Origin of the sequence: Dielma fastidiosa (assembly GCF_003475485.1) — a bacterium.
Lineage (GTDB): Bacteria > Bacillota_I > Bacilli_A > Erysipelotrichales > Erysipelotrichaceae > Dielma > Dielma fastidiosa.
Map to the genome: position 1 here is coordinate 22,022 of NZ_QRQL01000008.1, position 25,246 is coordinate 47,267.

General features: G+C 41.2%; 25 protein-coding genes and 1 tRNA gene. 5 read left to right on the forward strand and 21 right to left on the reverse strand.

Annotated elements, in window-relative coordinates; genetic code table 11:
• Nucleotides 1-38: 38 nt before the first annotated feature.
• From DWZ33_RS13865 to DWZ33_RS13895, 7 genes are all read right to left on the reverse strand, one after another.
• A complete protein-coding gene (locus DWZ33_RS13865; protein WP_118455318.1) occupies nt 39-503 on the reverse strand; it encodes a metallophosphoesterase family protein in 465 nt (154 codons plus the stop codon).
• Nucleotides 504-514: 11 nt separating this feature from the next.
• Nucleotides 515-2,974: a diguanylate cyclase domain-containing protein gene (locus DWZ33_RS13870; RefSeq protein ID WP_182425730.1), complete on the reverse strand. Its 2,460-nt coding sequence runs from the start codon at nt 2,972-2,974 to the stop codon at nt 515-517.
• Nucleotides 2,975-3,131: 157 nt separating this feature from the next.
• Nucleotides 3,132-3,440, reverse strand: coding sequence for a PTS sugar transporter subunit IIA (locus DWZ33_RS13875; protein ID WP_022938559.1), 309 nt, complete (start codon nt 3,438-3,440; stop codon nt 3,132-3,134).
• Nucleotide 3,441: 1 nt separating this feature from the next.
• The gene (locus tag DWZ33_RS13880; protein ID WP_118455322.1) at nt 3,442-3,744 is read right to left on the reverse strand and encodes a PTS sugar transporter subunit IIB; all 303 of its coding nucleotides are present in this window, start codon (nt 3,742-3,744) and stop codon (nt 3,442-3,444) included.
• A gap of 15 nt (nt 3,745-3,759) precedes the next feature.
• Nucleotides 3,760-5,190: a 6-phospho-beta-glucosidase gene (locus DWZ33_RS13885; protein ID WP_118455324.1), complete on the reverse strand. Its 1,431-nt coding sequence runs from the start codon at nt 5,188-5,190 to the stop codon at nt 3,760-3,762.
• 10 nt (nt 5,191-5,200) lie between these two features.
• Entirely contained in the window at nt 5,201-6,691 is a 1,491-nt protein-coding gene (locus tag DWZ33_RS13890; protein ID WP_118455325.1) for a sulfatase family protein, read from the reverse strand.
• A 67-nt stretch (nt 6,692-6,758) separates the two neighbouring features.
• The gene (locus DWZ33_RS13895; protein ID WP_022938563.1) at nt 6,759-8,060 is read right to left on the reverse strand and encodes a PTS sugar transporter subunit IIC; all 1,302 of its coding nucleotides are present in this window, start codon (nt 8,058-8,060) and stop codon (nt 6,759-6,761) included.
• 209 nt (nt 8,061-8,269) lie between these two features.
• Here DWZ33_RS13895 and DWZ33_RS13900 point away from each other — a divergent pair, with 209 nt between their 5' ends.
• Nucleotides 8,270-9,064 carry a MurR/RpiR family transcriptional regulator gene (locus tag DWZ33_RS13900; RefSeq protein WP_118455327.1) on the forward strand — a complete coding sequence of 265 codons (795 nt, stop codon included), beginning with the start codon at nt 8,270-8,272 and terminating at the stop codon, nt 9,062-9,064.
• 55 nt (nt 9,065-9,119) lie between these two features.
• Here DWZ33_RS13900 and DWZ33_RS13905 read toward each other — a convergent pair whose 3' ends face one another.
• Nucleotides 9,120-9,362, reverse strand: a complete 243-nt coding sequence (locus tag DWZ33_RS13905) for a hypothetical protein (protein WP_022938565.1) — start codon at nt 9,360-9,362, stop codon at nt 9,120-9,122.
• A 118-nt stretch (nt 9,363-9,480) separates the two neighbouring features.
• The gene (locus DWZ33_RS13910; protein WP_022938567.1) at nt 9,481-11,019 is read right to left on the reverse strand and encodes a YjjI family glycine radical enzyme; all 1,539 of its coding nucleotides are present in this window, start codon (nt 11,017-11,019) and stop codon (nt 9,481-9,483) included.
• Between the two features lie 147 nt (nt 11,020-11,166).
• On the opposite strand from DWZ33_RS13910, the gene DWZ33_RS13915 reads away from it, so the two are divergent.
• A complete protein-coding gene (locus DWZ33_RS13915) occupies nt 11,167-12,045 on the forward strand; it encodes a helix-turn-helix transcriptional regulator (RefSeq protein WP_022938568.1) in 879 nt (292 codons plus the stop codon).
• Nucleotides 12,046-12,097: 52 nt separating this feature from the next.
• Here DWZ33_RS13915 and DWZ33_RS13920 read toward each other — a convergent pair whose 3' ends face one another.
• A complete protein-coding gene (locus tag DWZ33_RS13920) occupies nt 12,098-13,858 on the reverse strand; it encodes an FAD-dependent oxidoreductase (protein ID WP_022938569.1) in 1,761 nt (586 codons plus the stop codon).
• Nucleotides 13,859-14,024: 166 nt separating this feature from the next.
• A complete protein-coding gene (locus DWZ33_RS13925) occupies nt 14,025-15,869 on the reverse strand; it encodes an FAD-dependent oxidoreductase (RefSeq protein WP_244925881.1) in 1,845 nt (614 codons plus the stop codon).
• Nucleotides 15,870-15,997: 128 nt separating this feature from the next.
• On the opposite strand from DWZ33_RS13925, the gene DWZ33_RS13930 reads away from it, so the two are divergent.
• Nucleotides 15,998-16,882, forward strand: a complete 885-nt coding sequence (locus tag DWZ33_RS13930) for a LysR family transcriptional regulator (protein ID WP_118455331.1) — start codon at nt 15,998-16,000, stop codon at nt 16,880-16,882.
• Here the strand turns inward: DWZ33_RS13930 and DWZ33_RS13935 are convergent.
• The 9 genes from DWZ33_RS13935 to DWZ33_RS13975 all read right to left on the reverse strand — a co-directional run bounded on the left by DWZ33_RS13935 (nt 16,876) and on the right by DWZ33_RS13975 (nt 23,338).
• The gene (locus DWZ33_RS13935) at nt 16,876-18,003 is read right to left on the reverse strand and encodes a D-alanyl-D-alanine carboxypeptidase family protein (protein ID WP_182425732.1); all 1,128 of its coding nucleotides are present in this window, start codon (nt 18,001-18,003) and stop codon (nt 16,876-16,878) included. The two genes, DWZ33_RS13930 and DWZ33_RS13935, sit on opposite strands and share 7 nt — an antisense overlap.
• A 131-nt stretch (nt 18,004-18,134) precedes the next feature.
• Nucleotides 18,135-19,070 carry an ATP-dependent DNA ligase gene (locus tag DWZ33_RS13940; RefSeq protein ID WP_118455335.1) on the reverse strand — a complete coding sequence of 312 codons (936 nt, stop codon included), beginning with the start codon at nt 19,068-19,070 and terminating at the stop codon, nt 18,135-18,137.
• Complete coding sequence (gene ku, locus DWZ33_RS13945) at nt 19,070-19,876, reverse strand: non-homologous end joining protein Ku (protein WP_118455337.1); 807 nt, start codon at nt 19,874-19,876, stop codon at nt 19,070-19,072. Before ku ends, DWZ33_RS13940 begins: the two co-directional genes overlap by 1 nt.
• 168 nt (nt 19,877-20,044) lie before the next feature.
• Nucleotides 20,045-20,857: an oxidoreductase gene (locus DWZ33_RS13950; RefSeq protein WP_118455339.1), complete on the reverse strand. Its 813-nt coding sequence runs from the start codon at nt 20,855-20,857 to the stop codon at nt 20,045-20,047.
• Between the two features lie 12 nt (nt 20,858-20,869).
• Entirely contained in the window at nt 20,870-21,832 is a 963-nt protein-coding gene (locus DWZ33_RS13955; protein ID WP_220452443.1) for an alpha/beta hydrolase, read from the reverse strand.
• A 70-nt stretch (nt 21,833-21,902) separates the two neighbouring features.
• A complete protein-coding gene (locus DWZ33_RS13960; RefSeq protein ID WP_118455340.1) occupies nt 21,903-22,214 on the reverse strand; it encodes an ArsR/SmtB family transcription factor in 312 nt (103 codons plus the stop codon).
• Between the two features lie 159 nt (nt 22,215-22,373).
• Complete coding sequence (locus DWZ33_RS13965) at nt 22,374-22,595, reverse strand: hypothetical protein (RefSeq protein WP_118455342.1); 222 nt, start codon at nt 22,593-22,595, stop codon at nt 22,374-22,376.
• 25 nt (nt 22,596-22,620) lie between these two features.
• Entirely contained in the window at nt 22,621-22,839 is a 219-nt protein-coding gene (locus DWZ33_RS13970; RefSeq protein ID WP_022938580.1) for a hypothetical protein, read from the reverse strand.
• A 416-nt stretch (nt 22,840-23,255) separates the two neighbouring features.
• Nucleotides 23,256-23,338: transfer RNA gene (locus DWZ33_RS13975), tRNA-Leu, on the reverse strand.
• A 153-nt stretch (nt 23,339-23,491) separates the two neighbouring features.
• On the opposite strand from DWZ33_RS13975, the gene DWZ33_RS13980 reads away from it, so the two are divergent.
• Complete coding sequence (locus DWZ33_RS13980) at nt 23,492-24,493, forward strand: transglutaminase-like domain-containing protein (protein ID WP_118455344.1); 1,002 nt, start codon at nt 23,492-23,494, stop codon at nt 24,491-24,493.
• 29 nt (nt 24,494-24,522) lie between these two features.
• On the opposite strand, the gene DWZ33_RS13985 is transcribed toward DWZ33_RS13980, so the two are convergent.
• Nucleotides 24,523-24,732: a hypothetical protein gene (locus DWZ33_RS13985; RefSeq protein WP_022937799.1), complete on the reverse strand. Its 210-nt coding sequence runs from the start codon at nt 24,730-24,732 to the stop codon at nt 24,523-24,525.
• Between the two features lie 167 nt (nt 24,733-24,899).
• Between DWZ33_RS13985 and DWZ33_RS13990 the strand changes: the two genes are divergently transcribed.
• Nucleotides 24,900-25,232, forward strand: a complete 333-nt coding sequence (locus DWZ33_RS13990; protein WP_118455346.1) for a helix-turn-helix domain-containing protein — start codon at nt 24,900-24,902, stop codon at nt 25,230-25,232.
• The last annotated feature ends 14 nt before the right edge of the window (nt 25,233-25,246 follow it).

Genomic DNA, 25,246 nt, shown 5'->3' on the forward strand with positions numbered 1-25,246 from the left:
TTTTCATGCAACAATCACAAAAAAAGCAGCAGCTACCGCTACTGTTTCTTTTCTATATCCTTAATTTCATGACGTTCAATCGTCAGCTCACCCTTATCGGTAATCAAAATCATCCACGTTAATGGATAATTAAACCGCCGCCTGCCGCAGCTGCCTGGATTCAAAAACCATTGCCTGCCTTTTTTTTCACACCGATAGCGATGGGAATGTCCGTTAATGACGATATCTGCCTCTGACGCTTCCGGCATATCAATATACTCATGACACATCACGATCTGCAGGCCGTCTAGCTTCAGCCTTTCCACCACCTTGAGTTCAGCGGCCCATGCGCCAAGATCATTATTGCCACGCACAACACAAACCTTGCCAAGCGCTTTGAGCTGCATTAGAAGCTCTTCACAGCATAGATCACCGGCATGCAGGATATAATCACAGCCGCGCAGGCTCGCAATCACCTCTGGACGCAATACATTATGAGTGTCTGACACTACACCAATCCGCATGATAACACTCCTTATCCGATAATTTCATAACAATTTCTGCCGTTGCGCTTTGAGTTATACATCGCCTCATCAGAACGCTGGTAGATAGTCTCAAACCGATCGCCGGCACTGGCAATCGCCGCTCCGATACTCACTGAAACATGAATTTCATCATCATTGACCATATCAGCTACACACGCCAGCAGCTTCTCACACAACTGCCCAAGCTCTTCCCGATTTGTATCACGCACATAAACCACAAATTCATCACCGCCCGGACGGCCGATCAGACAGCGCTGAGCATCAAAATTATTCTTCAATAACTGGGCAAGATTGCATAAGACCTTATCGCCATTAAGATGCCCATAGCTGTCATTGATATGCTTAAAATCATCAATATCAATCAGCATTAAACCATCATGCTGATCTGCCGCCAGCCGGTTAAGCTCCTCAATAATCTGCATCCGTGATGCTGCCGCGTTATAAACACCAGTCAAACTGTCAAGCTGCGCCTGTTTCTCCAAACGCTCTTTTTCTTTTTTCTCATCATCAATATCACTAATCTTACCGATGCAATATGCCGGATTGCCTAAATCATCGCATACCGTCTTGAAAATAAACCGATACCAATGTAAATCACCATTTTCCATCGGACACAGAAGATCATGGCTCGTATCCTTTCCCTCTTTCAAAAGCTTGAAGAATACCTGCTCATAAAATTGCCCTCGTTCATCGGTTTCACTCATTTCCCCATGCTTCGTAAAGCTTTCAACACTTTCGCCGCCAGCCCCTTTTCTGGAAATCATCAGAATATCTGAAGCATAATCATATTCAAAGAAATGATCACTTGATAATTCATAGACCTGAAGATGCTTCTTCAAATCAAGCTGAATCTTATTGCTCATTTTAATTTTAGTCCGCAATCCCCATACCAGCGCCAGAATAATCACTGCCGAAACAGAACTAATCAAGAATATAAATGTAAGCGGGTATTTATTAATCAAATCCTTAACATTATAATCATTCTCATAGGTTGTATTCAGAAAAATAATTGTCTGCATTTCTTCATCAGGAAAAGCCATGACCGCCTTATTCATAATATTAAGCAAATGATGATTGGGCTGTCTTACTACCCCAAAGCAGATTCGGCGCACATCATAAGTCTGCGGAATCAGATAAACATTACTGAACTGCGGCTGATTGATAAAATACTGAACCATGTAATTATCCCCAAACATATAATCAGCTTCACCATTATTCACGGCTTTGACACATTCCTCAATCGTGTCATACCACTTAGTAGAGGAAGTCTCAATCCGGCTGTATTCCACCGTTTTAGTCAGCGCCAGTGTTTTATCCCGCAAATCATCTGTATTGGTCGTATCATTCATCATCATGATATATTGAGCCTCAAGATAAGGATTGGTCATCTGAATGCGCAGCTCCTCAGCAAGATCATAATCATAAGTCATGGCAAGTGAGATATCAATTTCCTTATCCGCCATCATTTGATCTAGCTGACCTGGTGTTGAAACTGCTATTAGCTCAATATTCAATCCCGTTTTTTCCGCGATAGCCTTCAGCACATCTACAGCAATCCCCTTTAATTCACCGTTAGCTTCATATTGAAAAGGCGGTTGATTGGTAAGCACACCGGCTTTAAACACGTTTCCCTGTTCAATAAACGCTAATTCATCATCATTTAAAATCAGCTCATCATGGCCGTGTGAAAAATATTTGCTCTCCATTTCTGACATGAAATATGGATTAGTCTGTTCGATATTCTGCAGCGCCAGATTTATTTCCTGTATCAGCGATGAATTGCCGGATGTGGTAATGAAATAAAAAGGCTTCGGCGCAAATTTAGCTACCGTGCGCACACCGTCTACCTTCTCAGCGCTCGTACTCAGCATTGCCTCCGCTTCACCGCTTGTCAAAGCGTTAAGCATTGCTTCAGTGCTGTCATAATAAAAATACTCCGGTTCAATCAGATTCATTTCACAAAACTCATTCAGCTCCCGCAGGCGCATGTTCGCATTCTTATGCACCGCTATCCGCACATGCTGCATCTGGGTCGAATCAACAATAAACGTCTTATTATTTAATATGACTAAGGTTGTATAAGCAATACCATAGCTGCGGCTTGAATAATCATAGATTTCATCCATAGCGGCGCTGTATGACATTCCGCCCATAAGATCGATTTCCCCTTTTTCAAGCATATCCATCAAAGTTATTAAGCTTTCATCAATACTTCCCTCAGCTTGGACAAACTCAACCTGCCAGCCATTATATAAAGCCATTTCCTGAATATACTCATAAGTATAACCGCTTAAATTTCCATTCTCATCAATATCTGTAAGTCCCTCTTGAATTGGATAACCCACTTTTATGACTTGATCTTCTTCAGCATGGATATCTGATGCAGCTAAACCCAAACAGGTATTAAAAAGCACACAGATAGCTAATATTATCCTTTTAGCTTTCATCATATCCCCTCCAAACATGCTGAAATGATATAAATATTATTATTAATTTTACCATGTTTGAGAGGCAATTGAAAGGGATAGAGCCATAATTAAAAGCGAGCTGCATGTTATTTTATCAGCCAAAGAAAAGGATCAGAGCATAACCCTGATCCAATGATTATTAATTCAATTTTTTATAAATATCAATAAATTCCTGAGCCAAGATACCAAAAGCTTCAGCACTCATCAGCTGATCCTCCGCATGCATCAGCAATAATGCAAATTCGGTTTTCTCGCCAGCCGCTTCTTTCTGGATTAAAGAGGCATGCGCGTGATGACCTTCCACAAAAACTTTTTGGCCTTCTTCCATCATCGCTTCTGCTTCACTGATTTTACCGTCCTTGGCCAGCTGAATCGCTTCGATATACATTGAACGGGCAGTACCCACCGCACTGATGATCTGAAAGCTGATCAGTTCAATTCCTTCCATGCTATTCACCTAATACTTCTTTGACACGTTTGATAACCTTAGCGCCATCCATCATGCCATAAGCTGTCATGTCAATTGCCTCAACCGGGCAGTTTGGACATTGCTCCTTAACCTTACCCAAATTAAAACGCACCTGCGGCCCCAATAAAATGATATCGGCATCAGCGCCTACTTCCTTGGCCTCCGCTATTGAATACGCATTAATATCGCACTCATAAGCGATTTCATCAGCCGCTTTCTTCATCCTGGTAACTAACATACTTGTACTCATACCAGCCGCGCATAACAAAACAATTTTTTTCATGTTGTTTCTCCCTCTTTATTTTAAATCTTCGCCATTAGTGGCGATAACCTTCTTATACCAGTCAAAGCTCTTCTTCTTGGAACGCTTTAAGCTGCCGCTGCCCGCGTCATCCTTATCGACATAGATGAAGCCATAACGCTTTGACATCTCACCGGTAGAAGCACTGACTAAGTCAATCGGTCCCCAGCTTGTATATCCCCAAAGCTCTACACCATCCAGCTCTACGGCATCTTTCATAGCCTGAATGTGCGCTCTGAGATAATCAATGCGGTAATCATCTTCGACATAACCATTTTCATCGACAGCATCCTTGGCGCCTAATCCATTTTCCACAATAAATAATGGTTTCTGATAACGGTCATATAACTCATTCATGGTCGTTCTAAGACCTAGCGCGTCAATCTGCCAGCCCCATTCAGAAGCCTTCAGATATGGATTCTTTACACCCTTAAACGCATTGCCGCTCATTTCCTTCGCAAGAATTTCAGGATCAGTGCTGATGCAGCGGCTTGAATAATAAGAGAATGAAATAAAGTCAACCGTATGAGCTTTCAAAATCTGACGGTCTTCCTCACTCATGCCGACATCAATTCCCTTGCGTTCAAATTCTTTCAGCGCATAGGCAGGATATTTACCGCGGCTTTGCACATCAATAAAGAAATAATTATCACGGTTCTTGCGCTGAGCCTCAAATACATCCTCCGGAGAGCAGCTGTAAGGATACGTCAGACCCGCTGCCAGCATACAGCCTATTTTATTCTCCGGATCAATTTCATGCGCAATTTTGGTAGCCCATGCGCTGGCAACTAATTCATGATGAGCAGCCAGATATTTTGCCTGTTCCTCATTTTCACCTTCTTCAAACACTAAGCCGGCACCCATAAACGGCATATGCAGAATCATATTAATTTCATTAAAAGTCAGCCAATATTTAACTAAGCCTTTATAGCGGGTAAATAAAACGGTTACTAAATTTTTATAAAATTCGATCAGCCTGCGGTTCTTCCAGCCGCCGTATTCCTTGATCAGATGGATCGGGCAGTCAAAATGAGTTATTGTAACCAAAGGTTCAATGCCATATTTATGACATTCCTTAAACAGATCCTCATAGAATTTTAAGCCAGCTTCATTTGGTTCAGCTTCATCACCCTTAGGGAAAATCCGTGTCCAAGCGATAGAAAGACGATAGGTTTTAAAACCCATTTCACCAAAAAGCGCAATGTCTTCCTTATAATGATGGTACATATCAATCGCTTCACAGGCAGGATAATAATAGCCTTCCTGATGTTCCAGCATTTTCAGCTTGCCGGCACTTACCTTCATGCGGTCTGGACCATGCGGTACAACATCTACATTTGCCAAGCCTCTGCCGTCTAAATTATATCCACCCTCACATTGATTGGCGGCCGTCGCACCGCCCCATAAAAAATCTTTTCTAAATGGCATAATACCCTCCTTATCGTATGTCTTTCCGATCTGGTACAAGATCACCGGTTTCAACCATAAAATCAAGCATTCTTGATTTCATTTTAAGTACCGCTTCACCATAAGCCGGATCATTAATTCTATTATCTAACTCCTGCGGATCTTTTTCAAGGTCATAAAGCTCATCTTCCTCATAAAGACGATAAATATATTTCAAATTTCCCATGCGGATCATAACCGCTTTAGTATGTTCAGGCCCCTCTGATTCCTGTGTGGAGAGCCGAGGCCAATACAATGACGCTTTGCCATGTCCCTTCTCCATCGCCCATGTTTCACCGTGAATGCGGCCGCCTTCGCTGAATACCGCCTCCTTATGCGTTTCACTGCCGGCTAATACATCAAGCAGCGATTTGCCGAATTGAACATATTCTGTCTTCACACCGGTCATATCACAGACTGTTTCGCTAAGATCTACAAGCTCTGCCAGTGCGTTAGTAACCCTTGGTCTGCATGGGAACTGAGCAGCCGGCTTAACAATCAGCGGCACATTCACAACCGGATCATCAAAGCTGTTCTGAACCTTTTCCGCTATGGAATAATCACAAGTATAATCACCGTGATCACTGAAGACAAAGATGCTTGTATCATCATAGAGCTGACATTCCTTTAATTTATCACGCACTAAGCCAAACTGATAATCAAAGCGTGAGACCATAGCTAAATAGGTAGCCCTCAGCTCATTCATGTTCGCTTCACCCCAAGCATCGAGATCTTGTTTTTCAGCAATGCCGGTAAGCATGCTCGGCTTTCCTTTTAAGCTTAACACACTTGGTCTTCTCGGCGGTAATTTTGTGCGGTCAATGCTGCTGTACCATGGATCTTCGCAGCCATAAGGCGGATGCGGGAAAGCTAATGTGACATAAAGGAAGAACGGCTTAGCATCCTCTTCTTTGCTTTTGCGCTCAATATAATCAAGCGCCGCATCCACACAGCCCCAGTCGCTGCCGCTCATACCGCCCTGATGCGCCTGTTCCTCACTCAGCTTGCCAATGTAATGAGAATAATACCCAGGTACGCTGGTATCCGCGTCACCATCAAGCTTAAAGCCATGGTTGAATGATTTAGTTTTCGTTACCGCTTTTCGATCCTCTTTATGAACACCATCATAATATGCGTCACAATAATCTTCCTTTGAATAATTACCTGGCACGACATCATTGCGGCCGATCCAGATAACCTCATAGCCGTTATTCTTCATTGTCCTAAGAAAATTAGGCTCGCCCATATTCTGCAGATAATGAATCGTGCGATGTCCCGTCGTATGCGGATACAGTCCAGTCAAAAAGCTGCAGCGGCTCGGAACACAAACCGGATTTTGACAATACGCGTTTCTAAATGAAACACCGTCCTCTAAAACAGCATCAAGATTAGGGGTGATGGAAGCAGGATTGCCCATATGAGCCAGTGCGTCACAGCGCATCTGATCCGCTACAAAATAAATAATATTTGGTTTTTTAGTCATAATCTCATCCTTTCTAAATGAAGACAAAAAGTTATAAAGACTCTCTTTATAACTTTAAATCAATTGATTATTCTCCCTGTTCTTCAGCCACTGCACGCTTATCAAGAATCTTGAAGAATGGCAGATACATGCAGATCTGAACAAGGATCAGCACGACCTGAAGAACCGCGCCCTGCCAGCCGCATGCAACGATACCGGATAAAATCACTGGTGTACCCAATGGGATTTCAGCGCCGTTTGTGAATGGCACTAAACCGATATTCATACTGAAGTAAGCAATCAAAAAGGTAATAATCGGTGTTAAGATCAATGGAATAATCATAATCGTATTCAATACCATCGGCAGACCGAAGGTGATTGGTTCGTTGATACCGCAAAGTCCTGACGGCAGTGCTAATTTGCCCAATGTCTTATAGCGGGCTGACTTCGCAAAGAAGAACATGATGAAGCAAAGACCTAATGTACCGCCGGCACCGCCTAAAGAGGCATACATCGACCAGCAAGATTTTGTGATGATGTTAGGCAAAGCAGTACCTGCCGCATAAGCTTCCAGATTCTCTAAGCCTGCTGTTGTATAAAGCATGGATAAGAATGGCATAACGATCATGCCGCCATGCAAACCGAAGAACCACATGAGTGAACACATGATAATGAAGATAATAAAAGTCAGCGGACTCGCGGATAAATGTGACAGCGGTGTCTTAAGCATCGTATATATGAAATCATTCATCGTGCCAAAGCTTGTATGAGCGAAACCAAAACGAACAAGGCAGAAAATAAAAGCAATCACAAAAGCCGGAATCAATGCGGAGAATGATTTAGAAATCGTCGGCGGTACCTGTTCAGGCATCTTGAGAATAATATTATGTTTAATAAAGAAATTATAAATTGTCGGCACGATCATGCCAAGAATCATCGCGCTGAATAAGCCAGCCGCGCCAAGATATCCGGTAGGCAGAGCCGCCGCGATGGATACGATCTCACCGCTGTCTGCTCCCTTGCCTGAAACACCAAGCGGAATCATCAATAAGAAAACAAATAATGTAATTGCCCCGATAATTGTCGAGTCTTTTTCCAAGCCAAGCTTCTCAGCACATGCCTTACCAATCAAATAAGCCGCATAAACTGCCAGCATATCTGTTGTGACCGTTGGCGCAAATGCCAATATCGTCTTTAAACCCGTCGCGGTAACAAAAGCCTGATACGGAGCAATCTGAAGATTCGCAAGCAAGGTAAAAATAGCACCGATCATCGTAATCGGCAGCAAATAAGAAAAGCCAGTTGAAATAGCACCCAGATATTTATTCTGTGATAATTTATCGGCTAAAGGTACAAGAACCTTTTCCAATAATGCAGTGAATTTATCCATAAATTCCCTCTCCTTATAATTTTAATTTGATGTATCACGTTCCATGGCAGCGTTTACAAGCGTAGTATAGCACGCATTAAAATATATTTCAATATAATTTTACTATTTTGAAATATATTTTAAAATAAATTTCAATTTATCCCGATATATATTTCAAAATCATTCCCTGACCATGAAAATAATGGTATAATCAGTACAGAGGTGATCTTATGAATCCTTTAGAATTAATTCAGCATAATTTTGACAGCTTTACAAAAACCGAAGAAATCATCGCCGCTTATGTCCTAAATGACCCCAAAGATTTTGCCCGCGCCCCGATTGAAACAACGGTCGAAGCTTGCGGTACATCCAAGGCAGCAATGATTCGTTTCGCAAAGAAACTCGGCTATAACGGTTATGCCGAATTAAAATACGAGTTATCCAGATTTTTAATTCGTTCAAGCTATACGAATCCAGAAGATAAAACCGAACCTGATCAAACAATTCAGTCGATTACCAATTATTATTGTCAAGCAATTCATCAAATCAATGAGACTGTCACTATTGAGCAGGTCAGAACTATGGCAAAGCAGATCTGTCATGCACGCAGGGTTAAGATATTGGCAATTAACCGCACATCACTTGCCGCTCAGCAGCTGCAGATGCGGATGCTTAAAATCGGTATCGATTCAGATTCGATCAATGATACCGTAATGATGAATGACGCAATCAATATGATGAATGAAAAAGATTATTGTCTGATCTTCACTATTAAGGATAACGGCAAGGGGTATCGAGAACGTATAGAATGTTTAAATGACAATGGCTGTCCGGTTGGTTTAGTAACGATGGCTGCCCTGCCCTTTGCCAGTCAATGCAGAGATGTGATCAATCTGCCGCCGGTATCCAAGGGCTATGCCAAGTTCATTGATGAACAGGCTATTTACTTCGTCTTTGTGGAAATCCTGCTGAGTGAGCTTGCGAAAATTGCGGAGCTTGATCAAATGGCTTCTAAAAACAGTTAAATTATTGCGTAAAAAAGCACGGTTTCTAATATTAGAAGCCGCGCTTTTAGTTTATTTAATCAGGATAATCCGGATTCATCCAAGCCGAACGAGTATTCATTTTAACAAACAGGATAATACCGATTAAAATGATGAGGATCGAAACAAAAGTCTCATATCCAAATTGTGCAAAGCCTATTTTTGAAGTGATAAAATACTGTGTATAATCATAAATAAACTTAATGATTCCCAATGGAATCGTTGCCAAGAGCAGATAAGTCCATTTTTTTGTGACAATTAAACGTTTTTGATTTTCCATAGTTTTACCCCATCATTCAGATGAAACTCATACTATTCTGAATGCCTTCCTTAATTTAACTATATCAGAAACGTACAAAGATGCAATTATTATGACATTTCTGATATTTTATCAGGCATCAGACGGTTTCAACACGCCGATTCAGTGCCTTAGCGCCGTCTCGCTGACCTTTTCCAAGTACCGTTGAACCATTTAATACTTGCTGACCGGCATCAAGCTTCGCCAGCTCGCTCTTCTTAACCAGATAGCCGGTAACGCGCACAACATCGCTGTCACTGGAATAGCCGCTGAAATAACGCATGCCATTCGCAAAAGCACCCTTAATGATATCCACAATCGCTTCCGGTGAACGCTCCCAAGTATCATCAAAAGTAAAGATATCGCCGATACCCGTTGGGAAATACTGATGATAATGTGTTGAATGCATCACATGCTGTAAAAGTTCTGGTTCCGCGCCGATTGGAATACGGGCACCCGGTGTATTGCTCATCATATCATCGCTGATGCCTACCTGTGCATGCAATCCATAATGACCGCCAACCTTTGAACAATAAAGGCCTGGATGCGCCATGACAATCTCTTCCAGCTTCTCACAGATTTTCACCCCCAAAGCGTCAGCTTCAGCATTATTGCCGTAGCCCTGTTTCGGATCGGTGATACCCAACAGCTTGTTGACACACTCTGCCACACCTACAACACCGATCATGCCGGTGAACTTCTCGCGGTCGATAAAGCCTTCCTTAACCAAATAATTAGATTTAAAGAAAGCAGCTTCTTCAACGATGAAGCGAATCCTGCGGTCAGTAAATTCAAGCAGCAGCTTCATATAATATGGCAGTACCTCATTCATAAATTCATCGATACTCGATGCTTTTTCACTCATTTCATGCAGTTTGACACGATTCAGTGTATAACCGCCGCCGCCAATTTTTAAGACATTCAGACAGCTGGCTACACCGTAATCCTCGCCCCATTCCTGCACACACATCTGATGATTGCAGAAGGAAGGCTTGGAAACCTTAAGCATGCATTTTGCCACCTTAGCCGCATAAGCCGCTGGTGTAACTTCCGGATCATATTTCAAAGTGATATTCGGCACTGCCAGCTGCATCTCTTCACTCAGTTCAAGGATCAGATTACCGGTAACTGTTTCCTTCGGTCCAATATCCATATGAACAAAAGAATCTGAAATCGTTTTATCAATATGCAGCAAAAACAGCTTTAATGTACGTTTTGCTTTCTCACGGTCTTCTTTTAATACAAAAGGCTCAAGCATCGTATCTACATCACCCAAATATACTGGATAGCTGCCGGCTGCTGGTGTATTCTTATACATAATCAGCAGTGAGTTGCATGCCTCCTGTAAATCCGTTGGCGGTTCCAGTTCTAAAAACTTACAGCCATCTGTAAATAATTTCTTAAAATCCACTAAAACATAACGCGGACGGAAAGGCGCACTGCCCTCGTACAAGTCACAAATAATACCCTCATCCATGGCCTTCTTTAATTCATCCGTTTTTAAAAAATCCCCCAGCGTATCTTCCCCGATTTTTGCTAATTCTAACACTTGCTGGAAATAAGTTAAGCGCTCATTTTTAATGACATTCATGGCGCTGGTTTCTCTTTCTTTATCCAGTACACCGGTTACCTGACTCATTGAATCCCTTCTTTCTTTATATATTTATCATAACACAATTCAGTATTTAATGAATAGCCCCGCCAATAAATGTTTCTGAAACGATTAAAAACATTTATGACTCTTTTCATTCAGTTATTTAGCCATTATAATGAAATTGGTGATCGAATGAAACTTATAAATTCCAACAGTAAGACCACACCTCTGAACGATGATCCGCTCAGCCGTTTTTTCAATACCTTTAACATCTGTGTAAACAGTGTAGGAATCTGGAGCAGTGAGATTGAAAAGCGGGCGACCTATACCATAAAAGATATTGAATTAATCTATTATACGAAGGGCGGTTCGCAGACGATGATTCAAGGCAATATTTTTCAATGCCGGGAAAATGATTTAATGATCTTAGAGCCATATGGTGTCTATCAGTCAAAAAATGAGGGACAGGAAGGCTATGAATACCTCTATATCCATTTTGACATTGAGCCTATCGCTTTACAGAATGAATTGATTCAGATGCTGATTCAGGGCAGTCCGGTAAAGCATTGCCGTGACGGCCGCTTGCTGGCCTTGTTTCAGCATACGCTGACTGAGGTCAAGAAGCATCAAATCGGTTCACGGGCGCTGATTAATATGCTGGTTAAAACAATCTGTATCGAAATCATCCGCAATCAAAACTGCACACCTTTTGAAATCATCCACCCAACCCATCGTTTAACCGATCAAAGTGTTCTGGTCAATGAAGCGATCAAGTATATATTGAATCATATCAGTGAAGATTTAAGCGTCAAGAAGCTTGCGGAAATGTTCAGCATCAGTGAGAATTACTTATATAAATCATTCATCAAAGTCATTAACCAATCACCGAGTCAATTTATCATCCAGATGCGTTTAGAAATGGCAAAAAGCTATCTGTCAAGCGGTGTGATGACGATTCAGCAGATTACTCATGATACCGGGTTCTCATCGCAGCAGCATTTCGCGCGGGTATTCCGCCAGCATGAGGGAATGTCTCCCAGCCAGTATCAGAAAAAAGCAAACACTCATTAAATAAGAGCTGAACTCATTTGAGCCAGCTCCTTTTTATTAATTATAATAGGTATTATTCTTTAACAAATGCCGACGCGTTTTCACCGGCGATCCGTCCCCAAGTTACCGCGTTAGACAGTGTGAAGCCCATGTAGGCAGAATTAGCACTGACTTCACCCGCCGCATACAAGCCCTTAATAACCGTGTTATCAGCTCTGATGACTTCACTGTTTTCATTTCTTGCGACACCGCCGTAAGTGATGATTTCACATGGCACAACAGCAACTGCAACATAAGGTGAAGCTAATGGTTTCATAACGGTACGCTTGAATTCAGGATCAGCACCGGCTGCCGCATAAGCATTATAATTATCAATCGTTTCTTTTAATACAGCTGGATCAAGATTCATTTTAGCTGCAAGCTCTTCTGCGGTATCAGCAGTGATAAATGCCAGGTTTTCACCGCGCTTAATTTCAGCGGCATCAATTGTTGCCTGATCACTGATTGCCCAGACAAATTCAGCACCTTCTTTATGCATTTGATCAAAAATCGGTTCATTCAATAATTGTGTCATATAACCACCGCTCTTTTCATCAACAAAGCGTTTGGCATCCTGTCCGACTAACACAAGATTTTCTTGAGCGATGAATTTAGAAATGTTGGCACTATTGCTTGTACCATTGTAATCTTTCATAATTTCATAATCTTTTAATACAGCCATAAGATGATTCGTATGTGTCAAAGCTGCTCCGACATTGCTTGCCATAATCAGACCGTCACCTGTATTAGAAGGATGTCCGATACCGAAGGTACCCGCTTTTTCAGGATCAAGCAGTGCTGTCAGTTCAGGATTATATGAATAACCGCCGGTAGCCAGGATTACCGCTTTGGTATGGATTGTATAAGTACCGTCAGCCGTTTCAACAACTACACCGCTGACGTTTTGATTTTCATCCATTAAAATTTCAACCGCTTTATTTTCAGTGCGAATTTCTACACCGGCTTTTTCAGCGGTGGATGTCAGATGTTCAACCAGACTTGGCCCGAAGCCATCAACGACATGCATCATTTTTAAAGGCCCGTAACCAACTAATGCATCCGGCTGGAATTCAACTTCCGCCCGATCGATCAGCCAGTCAATTGTTTGTCCGCTTGATTCAACCGTGATTTTGGTTAAAGCCGGATCAAGTTTCCATAAAGCGTTATTCATCAGATTCGCAACCATCGCGTCATAAGTGATCGGCTCATCCTTACTGGCTTTTTGAACCTTTGTTTCATAACCGGCAATCATTCCCTGAGCAGTGGCTGTCGTACCGCCGGTATTCAGCATTTTCTCTAAGACGATGATCTTTTCCGTACCGGCATCCGCCGCTTCAATCGCCGCGCTTAGCCCGGCACCGCCGCCGCCGATTACGACAATATCCGCTGTGGCATCCTCAACTGATGTCTGCTTATCCTCTGTTTTTGGCTCCAGTGTGCTGGCATCAACACCGGCTTCACTTAAAGCATTGGTAACTGCTGTCAAAACCGCATTGCTTGATACTGTCGCACCGCTGACTGTTTCAACCTGAATTGATTGTGAATTGATGATATTTTCAATCATCCGATCAATGGCCGCGTCACCAAGACCCGCTGTCTCCTGCTGTTCAGTTACAGTGATGCTTTCAATCTTTTCTTCACTTAAAGTTACTTCCAATACAACATCGCCGTTCATCCCTTTCGCGGAACCAGAATAGCTGCCGGCTTTGAACTTGGCAGGCGCCTCTTGACTCGATGGAGTACAAGCACTTAACACAAGCATGAATGCTAAACATAAACCCGTTAACTTCTTCATATTGTACCTCCTAACAATATCTTATAGTTATAATCTAACAAAGGTACTCGTGATTTTCTTCACTTATTCAATTCATTATTTAACATTTTCGATACTATTTTGTCTAAACCATGACTCAAGATAAAAAAAAGACGCACTCACATTGAATGCGTCTATCTATCTGCTTTTATTTACCTAATTGCTCAGCAACCGCTTCAGCTGCCAATTTGCCTGATGTTAATGCCCAGCCATTATTAGCACCAGAAGGTGAGTCATCACCCATAACACCGCCGGCAACCTCACCAGCCGCATATAAACCGCTGATAGCATTGCCTTCTGCATTTAATACCTCAAGTGAAGGATTGACTACTAAGCCGCCCATGGTTGTTGCGAAACGAGGCTTCTGTTCCACAAGATAATAAGGGCCGTCTGCCAAAGGCTGTGTCATGTACTGAGCTGGGCGATTAAATTCTTCATCATTGCCGGCAGCCACATAACCATTATATGTGGATACGGTATTCTCAAGCACTGCTGCGTCCATACCAATGACTTTTGCCAGTTCACTCAAGCTGTCACCCTTCACAAAAACAGGTGCTGATGAACCATTAGCCGCCAGCCATGTCTCAATGTCAGTACCGGCAATACCACCAGTTGCCAGCTTGCTCTTGAATGTTTCAAAAGTAGAAGCATCCATTAATAAATAAAGCATCTGTTCAGGCTGAGCTAATTCAACTGTTAAGATTTCACGGTTGCTGGCTTTTTCATTCACCACACGCTTGCCTTCACTGTTAATCAGGATTGCACCTTCGCTGAATGCCGCAATATTGCCGGCAATTGTTGATTTCGCAATACCTTCGCTTACTTCAATACCATTTGGATAACGCTTGCCATATTCCATTAAACGGGTTGCCGCGCCGACATTCTCTGCCGTAGCCATGATGATACCATCACCTGTTGATGACTGCGGGCCATAATATAAAGCGCTCTGCATTTCTTCAGATAATAAATCCTTGTTATTGCCATAACCGCCGGTAGCCAAAATTACTGACTGGGCATTAATGGTATAGTGAGTACCGTCACTGCCTTCCGCTTTTACACCGATAACATTGCCAGACTCATCAACGATAAGCTCAGTGGCGCGTGTATTCAGATAAACCTCAGCACCGCTGTTTTCTACTTGTTCACGATATGTTTTCGCAAAACCTGAGCCGCCGCCGGCATAGGCTAATTCACGGTCATGTGAATATTCCGCAAGCACATGCAGACCGCCTTCCATATCAAATTCCACATTTTGATTTTCATGCAGCCAATCAGTTGTAGCACCGACATTTTCCGCATAAAGCTGAAGCAATTCCGGCACATTCAGATTCGCACCATTTGCCATGAAATCCGCAACCATACTCTCAACGCTGTCATCACTGACACCGGCTTCATTCTGCAGCTTTGAACCAAATACAACCTGATTGCCGCCGCTGATTGAAATCGCGCCGCCCATAAATGACATCTTTTCAAGCAGAATAACATTTAAACCTAATTCTCTCGCTCTTAACGCTGCACTCATACCAGCCGCACCGCCGCCGACAACAACTAAATCACTGCTTAAGGTTACCTCTTCGCCGGCACCCTTATTAATAACCGTATTCATTAACGCTTCAACATCACCGCCTGCCTGCTGCACACAATCCTTTACGGCATTCAGCAACGCATTGCTTGAATTGGTAGCACCGGCAATCGTATCAACACCTAATGATTGAGCCTCTACAATTGCTTTGGATAAGGTATCCATTGCGGTTGTACCTAAGCCTTCCGTTTCTTTTTGCTTTGTTACTTCAATGGTTTCAATCTTATCATCACTGAACGTAACAGCGACTTCGACTTCGCCATTATTACCGTTGGCTACAGCTGTATAAGTCCCTGCTTTATACAAGGCATCGCCATTGTTTGCCGGCTGAGTGGAACATGCACCTAATGCAAATACCAGGGCACATGCACTCAGCAGCTTCATCATTTTAGTTATAAACTTATTTTTCATCATGAACCCTCCCTGGTCAATCTATATTTTATCGGTTTCAATATGATAATAAATAAACTAATGCGCAATTATTCATAGCCAAAAGTTATAGATTATACTACAATAAAGGTATAAGTGAGGATTTAACTATGAATTTGAATCAGCTGTATTATTTTACTGTACTCGCGAAACATCAGCATTATACACGCGCCAGTGAGGAACTGCATATTTCACAGCCAACCCTGTCTAAAGCAATCAGTGCCTTGGAGAGTGAGCTGAATGTTTTTCTTTTTAAGAAACAGGGACGCAATGTTGTACTGACCAAACAGGGCAGACAGTATAACGAATATGTCAAGGTTGCCCTGCAGGAGATCAGCAAAGGAAATGAATATCTGCGCAAGGAATTATCCGGAGACGGCGCTCAGCTTGATCTTGGTTTTATTACTTCCTTGTCTATGGACTTTATCCCTGAATTAATTGAAGGCTTTATCCACCAAGAAAAAAAGCCGGTGTTCTTCTCACTGAAAGAAAATGTCTCTCAGGAGCTGATCCGCGGCTTAAAAAATGAAGAATATGATGTTGTATTTTGTACGCCTGATGACCTTGAAAAAGATATATCTTTTACCCCGATCGTCAAGCAGAGTTTTGTATTCGCCTGTCTGCCAAACCATCCTTTAGCTAATAAGTCATCAATCACCATGGCTGAGGCAGGTCATGAACGCTATGTGGCCCATTCACCTGAATCAGCCATTCATCACATTCTGCTTACGATCTTTACGGAATTAAATATCGTACCATCCATTGTCAGTGAAGCCAATGAAGATCAGGCTATCTTAAGCTTAGTTAAGGCAGGTGTCGGCTGTGCAATCATGACTGATTCCTTAAATATCCGCAAGTTTAAAAACATTGTGTTTATACCGATTGAACACCCCTATGAACGAAAGGTTTGTATGGCGGTAATGAAAAATCAAGAGAAAAGTGAGATCGTCAAACGCTTTATTCACTATGTAACAAAACATATCAATAATTATTGATACTCCTCCATGCTTAGTCCGCTGCTATGAATTGCATCAGCCAGCTCAATGCCTACATAACGCCAGTGCCATGCCTCATAATAATAACCGGTGCTTGCTGTTTTATCTGCAGGATAGCGCATGATCCAGCCATACTCATGCGCATGCTCAGCCATCCACTGTCCCAGTGCGCTCGATTCCAGATCACTGTGCAGGGCATAGTCATAGCTGATGTCGATAGCTAATCCCAGCTCATGTTCACTGGTACGCGGATAAGCACTGTAATACGGTGCATTATATGGATCACTGGCCATATATCTGTCATAAAGATTGCGCTGGTAATCCTGAGTGCGGTATGAGCTGACTACATTAAAGCTGATGCCGCTGTCAAGGGCTGCCTGATACAGCTGCTGATAGGCATTAGCTGCCTCAGCACGCAAATAATGACTGCCGCCGATTGAAACAAGATCACTTGGTTCCCAGCCATCCGGCAGGGCATATTGTTTATTAATCATCACCGTGATGGAATCAGGGTCATTCACGATATTTAATGCGGACTGATTCTGATCCGCGGGTTCCTCATCCATTGGCAAGGCTTCGACGCTTACCATAGATCGATATTCTGCGGTATTGCCGGAGCTGTCGCTGACTTTAAAAATCAGCTCATAATCATTAGGCACGGTTGGATCTACATCACCCTCAACACTGATTTGATCAGTAATATCTCCATCAAAATTATCGGTAGCCTGAAGCTGCAGCATACTGATGTCAAACGCTTCCCCCTGCATTAATGTATAGGCTGACAAACCCTCAATGAGCGGCGGGGTAGTGTCACAAACACTTAATTCATACTGAAACTGCGCATCCCCGGCAGTATAAATCAATGTATAGGTTTTTAATTCATCAATCACATAATCAGTGGATTGAATCTGATCGCTGATGTCTTTTCCATGCTGCTCTGCCTTGAGTCCGATCGCCTGCGCAGAAATATCCATCACAGGCTGATACTCCATTTCACCTGCCGCTGCGGTTACCGCTTCACCATTAATTTTAAAAATGATGCGGTTTGCAGACTGCCAATATCGATAACCCGCAAACAGGACTATGGCTGCCGCAGGTATAAGTACAAATGATTTTTTCATTCCATTCACCTCTGTTTTAACTATATAGTAACACATTAGGAACCGATTTAATTATGAAAAAGTTTTGTAAGCTTACATCCAGAAAAACATAAGGAAAAGCCGCTGGCTGGCGGCTTAGATATTAAATATTATTATTTAGCTTTAGCCTGACATTGTTCAGGCTTTTTATCTTCACGAAATCCCTTGAATACCGGCTGCCGTAAGCCTCCGGTTTCGGTATATTCCATGAACTTCACAGTCCCTACCAGATAGGGGCTGATCCATATTGCCTCCTCATTTCCCTTAGGCATCTCTTTGAAGGGACACTGTTTAGATGCACTGGTATGATCAATCAAATAATTTAAAGAGACTCCCATCGTCACATGCCCGCAATAGACTAACTGACCAGCATCATACTGCGCCAGAACTAAGGATACGATGCCCTTTTCTTTTGGAATATAACCGCAGATTACATAATCATCATCCAGCAGATGCTTGCATTTGATCCAGTCATGAGTGCGCTTATCTTCAAAATACAGACTGTTTTTGCGCTTTGCCACAACACCTTCCAGCTGGCGGTCAGCCGTCAGCTCATACAAGGCTGTACCTTGTTCCTCAATATAGCGTGACACATTGATGCGTTCTGTTTCATCAATCAGCCTAGCTAATATTTTTTTGCGTTCCATCAATGGTTTCTTCATTAAACAGAGCTCCCGATCATAAAGCACATCAAAGGCTGTAAAGGCAGCCGGCAGACGGGAAGCCGCCAGCTGAATCTTAAAACGGTCGGAAGTTAGAGTTCTTTTCTGTATCGCAAAGAAATCTGTCCGCTCATCTTTATATATATAAAGCTCACCATCTAATATGCAGGGACGCTTGACTTGTTTATAAATATCCTTAAGCTCAGGAAATTTATCATTTAAGCGCAGATTCCGTTTATTGCGAAGCTCTACGCCATTTTTTTCAATATAGGCAATACAGCGTACACCATCAAACTTTAATTCATAGATAAAATCAGGATCATCAAAAATAGGCTGTTCCTTACCTATCAGCATCGGCTTGATGCCGTGATCAGTATACGGATTCATTAATGATGCGCGCTCCTTCTTTTAGCAGCGACCTTACGCTTAGGCGCCATAGAGGCAATTGACTGCTGGAGAGCTTCCATCAGATCAATCGGTGTTTCATTATCTGTTTTAGCGTTGCTTGCCTGTACGATCTGACTGCCGTTGATTTTCGCTTCTATCGCGGCTCTCAGCTTTTCCTGAAATTCATCATGATACTGCTGCGGCTCATAGGGCGCGGTCATCGATTGAATCAGCTTCTCTGCCATATTCAGCTCTGCCTTGCTGATTTTAGGATGCAGAATATCCTTAGGCAGCGGAGCAATTTCTTCCTGATAAAACAAAGTCTTAACCAACAAACCGTCATTTTGCGGACACAGCGCCAGCAATGTTTCCTTGGTACCGATTACTGTTTTGGCAATTGCTACCACGCCCTGCTTGCGCATCGCTTCATATAAAAGCTCGTATGCCTTTTCAGCATGCTTTTCAGGAATCGCGTAATAGTTTTTTTCATAATAAATATCATCGACATTTTCCAGATTGGTAAAGTGAAGAATATTGATTGTGCGGTCCTTTTCTACCTTCAATTCATCGATTTCATCATCAGTCATGATAACATACTTATCCTTTTCATACTGATATCCCTTTACAATATCTGCTGATTTTAATTCTTTTTCACAATTCGGGCAATATTTTTTATAACGCACCCGCTCATGCGTATCCTTGCATAATTGATTAAAAGAAATGTCATGATCCTGAGTGGTGCGATACATCTGAATCGGAATATGTACCAAACCGAAAGATATTGCCCCTTTATGTGCTGCTGCCATTAAATCACCTCAGCCATAGTATGTGCCGATATGGGTGTTCAATGCCATGGCCATGATTAAAGTGGTTAGGTATGTACCTATCTTAGCGGCAATCACTTGAAATATCTTTATGGCTGTTTACGTTATTCTATTCTTTTAAGAATACGCTGAATTCCGTTCCATTTTTATCTATATTACATGTTTAGCCAGCCAATCATACCACCTTACAGGCAATATGAAATGCAGGAACAAAAGTGAGCTGCTGCCAAAGCCAACAATATATCGTGCCTTGGGATTCTTTGCATGAACAGCTTTCACAATAGCTTTTGAAATTACAGCTGGTTTTGACATTAGCGTGCTGCTGTATAATTTCATCATCCCATCAGCAGCTTTTTCAGCCGCTTTTTCATAAACACCGCCGGTTGATCTGAGTTTCATATTTTTGACTGCCGTTTCCCACCAATTTGTTTTTGTTCCACCCGGTTCAATCAAGATAACATCAATGCCGAAATCTGATACCTCCATCCGCAATGCATCACTTAACGCTTCAACAGCGTATTTACTCGCATGATACCATGCCCCCATATAAGATACTACACGGCCGCCGACAGAAGATATATTTATAATTCTCCCACCTTGTTGGCCTCGCATAAAAGGCAGTACCATTTGAATTAATCGTGCCATACCAAATAAATTTACATCAAGCTGATACATTGCTTCACTGATTTCTATATCCTCCACAGCGCCAAACAGACCATAACCCGCATTATTGATTAATACATCCAATCTTTTTTCATTTTCAATTATGAATTCAACCGCCTGCTTACATTCTATTTCATTCGTAACATCAAGCTTTATTGGAATAATACCGTTTTGCCTCAATTTATCAGCTGCTTGCTGACTGCGGATGCCGCCGTATATTTTATGTCCCTGTGCTTTTAAAGAAACTGCTGTTTCATAACCGATACCGGATCCTGCTCCGGTAATTAAAATAATGTTCATAGCGTTCAACCATTAAATATTTTCATTTATAAATTCTAAAATAGATTGATGGAGATCTGTGAGTGCTTCCTCTTCAACAGGATAATGGCTGCCGTTTCTTAATTTTACTTTTTTAACGGATACTTTTTTGATTTTATCAAGCACGATATCACTTAAAAATTCAGGTGTCCAACGATCATTTTCCGGTTGTGTCAAAAGCAATGGACAGCAATCAAAATCCTCAGGTTCAACGTCTGGTTTATAAGTCATATAATCTGCCAGGAATTTCATATTGACTTTATTGCCTGCTGAGGTTTTGTCTTTCAGCATTGCCTGTAACGCTTTTTCATCATTGCACAATGCGTTCATTTTTGAACAGATGCTCATTCTCATTTGAAATTTTGAAAATCCAATATGACAAGACAGGGCAGCGAGTGCACTTCCAAAAGTACCCCAAAACCAATTCTTGGTCGTAGTCATTCTCACTGTTTTTTCTCTTTGATCGAGAAATGTCATTCCGATAATCCCTTTCACCTTTCGATTCTTTGCGGCAACAAAATAAGTTTCCATGCCGCCCGCCGATAAACCATACAAAAAAATCGGCCGATCATCTCTTGTAAATTCATAATTCAAATAATCGTTACCGCACTCAACCCAATCAGAAAAGGTTATGGTCTGATTTCTGTTTACTGCCGTTTCCCCATAGAGAGGCATATCAAGTGCAATCACTTCAAAGCCATCATCGGCAAGCGGTTTTCCGATAATCGTCGTCATCTGTCTGCCATTGGTTCCTACACCATGAAATAGAATAACCTTCGCTTTTGCACTAGGATTACGGTAAGTATCTAAATGAATCAGGTTATCTCTCCATTCCCAGCTCTCTTCTTTGGGCATCTTGCCATCCGTTAACTGATAGCGTAAAGGAAGAAAACTTTGAATTTCTTTCCAATTGTTCTGATTTTGATAACTGATGCTTAAAGCTTGTTGATTGCTCATAATAGTAGTCTCCTTTTAGTTTATAGGTTTGAACTCATAAACATATTATGTCAAAAAATAACGCCTTTAATCAGACGTTATTTTGATTATCCATTTCAATTGATGACAACAAATCTTTCAATTGTTTAATCGTTTTTTGAAGATTTAAGCTATAAATTCGCTCTTTTCCGTTCTTCTTAACGGAAACCAACCCTGCATCCAAAAGCAATTTCATGTGATGTGAAACAGCTGGGCGGGAAAGCTCTAAATTTTCAGTCAATTCACTAACCGTCATTTCCCTTTTATCAAACAAAAGCATGAGGATTTGTTGTCTGCTTTCATCCTGAAGCATGGTAAATATCGGAATACATTCCGACAAAATACTCATTGTTCGTTTGCTCATTGGCACCTCCATAATATGTTCATAAGTTTAAACATATTGTATAACCTTACTTTTCAAAAGTCAAGAAGGAATACGGTTTTCAAAGACTATTCTTTGCGTTTTCCATCCTCGCTCCAACAGACACATACGCTCTCACGCAGTAGTTCTCCTAGGAAACTGTCACTGTTTTTCTTTATATTTATCATCAATGTCTAAAGCCTTCAATAAAACCTCGTCAGAATCAGTCACAGGATGATCTTCCAAAAACTTAATCATTTCCTCTGCACCTTCGTCAGTTTTCACAATTGATCCAACTGCAAGAACAAACTCATATCTATCATAAACATCCTCAATTGCTTCTAACATTAATTTCATTTTTTTTCGCTTTTCGCTTAAAGGCATCGCGCTCACTCCTCATCTTTAATGTCTATTTAACGCTTCGTTTATCACTAATATCCAAAGACTTTAATATCACTTCATCCGTACCTGCATCTGGGTGCTGTTCTAAATATAAAATCATTTCACTTACTCCTTTATCACCCTCTACATAACTTAGCACACCAGTTATAAATTCATGTTCATCATATATGTCAGGAACTTTTTTAAGCATTGCTTCGAGCTTATCTAACAATATTTTATCTTGCATATATTTTCACCTTATCTTTTTTACTATCAATAACTGTATGGTTATAATTCTGTAATTAATCAGCATAATCATAGGCCATGCAAGACCCTTTAAAACGAAATATTCTTATGCTAGGCTAAATTTTTCAATTTAAAATCATACCATTACTTTCATACATATAGATTATAGCGTTTATGTACAAAAGTAAATGCATGCCTTCTATTATTTTCACTAAATTTCAAGCTGCTTTACACTTACAATATTGTTAAGCAAAATCAATCCATTTACATACAATAAAAACATCATCATTATTTATATATCGTTAATCATCGATAATGTAAAAAGAGCTCCCAACCGATAAAGTCCGATTAGAAGCTCTAGGCCTAAATGTTGTCCATAAAAAACAAAAGCCCATGAACAGGGCTTTTTTTAACTATTGGTGCGCGTGAAGGGACTCGAACCCCCATGGTTGCCCGCTAGATCCTAAGTCTAGTGCGTCTGCCAATTTCGCCACACGCGCAGATTTAATTGCTATCTGATTATAGCATATTTATGATAAAATGCAAGCATTATTTTGATTAAGATTCTTTTATCAAAATTATATCCTTCCATTAATAGTGTATGTTTAAGTGATATTATGCTTGTATGAAGAGAGCAGACCAGAAGGAGGAATATGAAAAAACTAATTTTATGTCTCAGTATCCTTTTTATAAATATGCAGCCGATTAAGGCAGCGGAATGGAAAGCCTTAGATGATGATTGGTATTTACTGAATGATAACGGCAGTATAAGCAAAGGAATCGTTAAATTGGACGACCACTATGAATGGTTTGATCAGCAAGGCCGCTGGCAGCGCACCCTGCAGTATCCATTACTGCTGAGCGGCTATAAAACATTGGATCATCTTGCAGCTGATATTCTTGATTCAATTTATGATTCAACCCGCTCTGAGCGGGATCAGTTAATGGCCATTCAGACATGGCTCATGGAACATGCTTTTTATAAACCGCATATGACTGATCAGACACGCTGGGGCGATTATGAAACTGACAATGAAACGATCGGCATTCAGCGCCGGCTTTGGGAAGCTGCGCCAATTCTTCTTGATCATTATGGAATCTGTTTCAATTATGCAGCCTGCTTTTACTGGCTGACCCGCTCACTTGGCTATGACAGTATGATTATCACCGGAACTTGGCGCGGCCAGCCGCACTCATGGAATGCAATTTATCTAAATCAGTGGCTGTTCTTTGATGTTACGATGGCCGATACATTTAATGACTCAAATACTTATTTTATGATGAATACTCTGCCTGACGATTATCAAGTGGATGACTTTGCATACTCCCTGCGGCTGCATGAATGGCAAAGCTATACCGATCTTGAAAAAGAAACGCCGGTAATCCGCAATAAAGAAGAATTGATTGACATGCTTGAAAGACAAAGTAATATTGATATCATTGATGTTTTTTATGCCGGTGAACCTTTTTGTATGGACATGTCCGCAATGTTGGTTAACGCGGAAAATATCAGTTATCTTTCAGCTGTTCCCAAAGCCTCAGATGCAGCGATAATGCTTAAAGGTCAGAGGATTCAGCTGCGGCTTACCTATAAAAATCAGCTGTTAGATCAATGGCTGATGAAAAACCAACAGACATTTTGTCTCACAAACTAAAAAACAAAGCCTCTGCTTTGTTTTTACTCTTAAACCCCTATTTCATTCATTCTGTTGACAGCTGTATGAATTTGTTGCTGATATAACTGCCAGTATTCCTCAACGATCTGCGCACCCCAGCGATCAATGAGATGCTGTTTCATCGCATCACTATTCATTTCGGCATTATACAACTCAACGTAAAGCTCATGGAAATAATGGACACCCCAATATTCCAGCTCACTGATTCCCTTGCCCATGTTTACCTTACTCCTTTTATTGATAATTTTACAATTCTTGGCAGGTTAACGCAAGCATATATGAGCAGAACATTTAATATGCCTATATTAATATGAGCATTACTTGTAGTTAAAACTGATTGAATTGCTTAATCAATATAATTATACATAAAGGGTCGGGTGATTGCATGAAGGAAATTTTTGGAAAAAGACTCAGGGAACTTAGAAAAAGCAAAGGCATCACTCAATCAGAGTTAGCCCTAATATTGAATGTTACCTATTACGCTGTCTGTAACTATGAAAGAGGTAAAAATATGCCCTCAGATGATATTAAAATCATGCTGGCTAAATTCTTTAATGTCAGTATCGATTATATGATGGGTCTTACTGAAGATATGTATATTCATGATAAAAACTCTATTGTTCTTTTACCCAAATCTGTAAGCGCTAACGCGAGAAAAGATATCGAAACCTCGATTCACAAAATTGTTATGCAGGAACAAAATGGGTCATATAAATAACAAATTGGGAATAA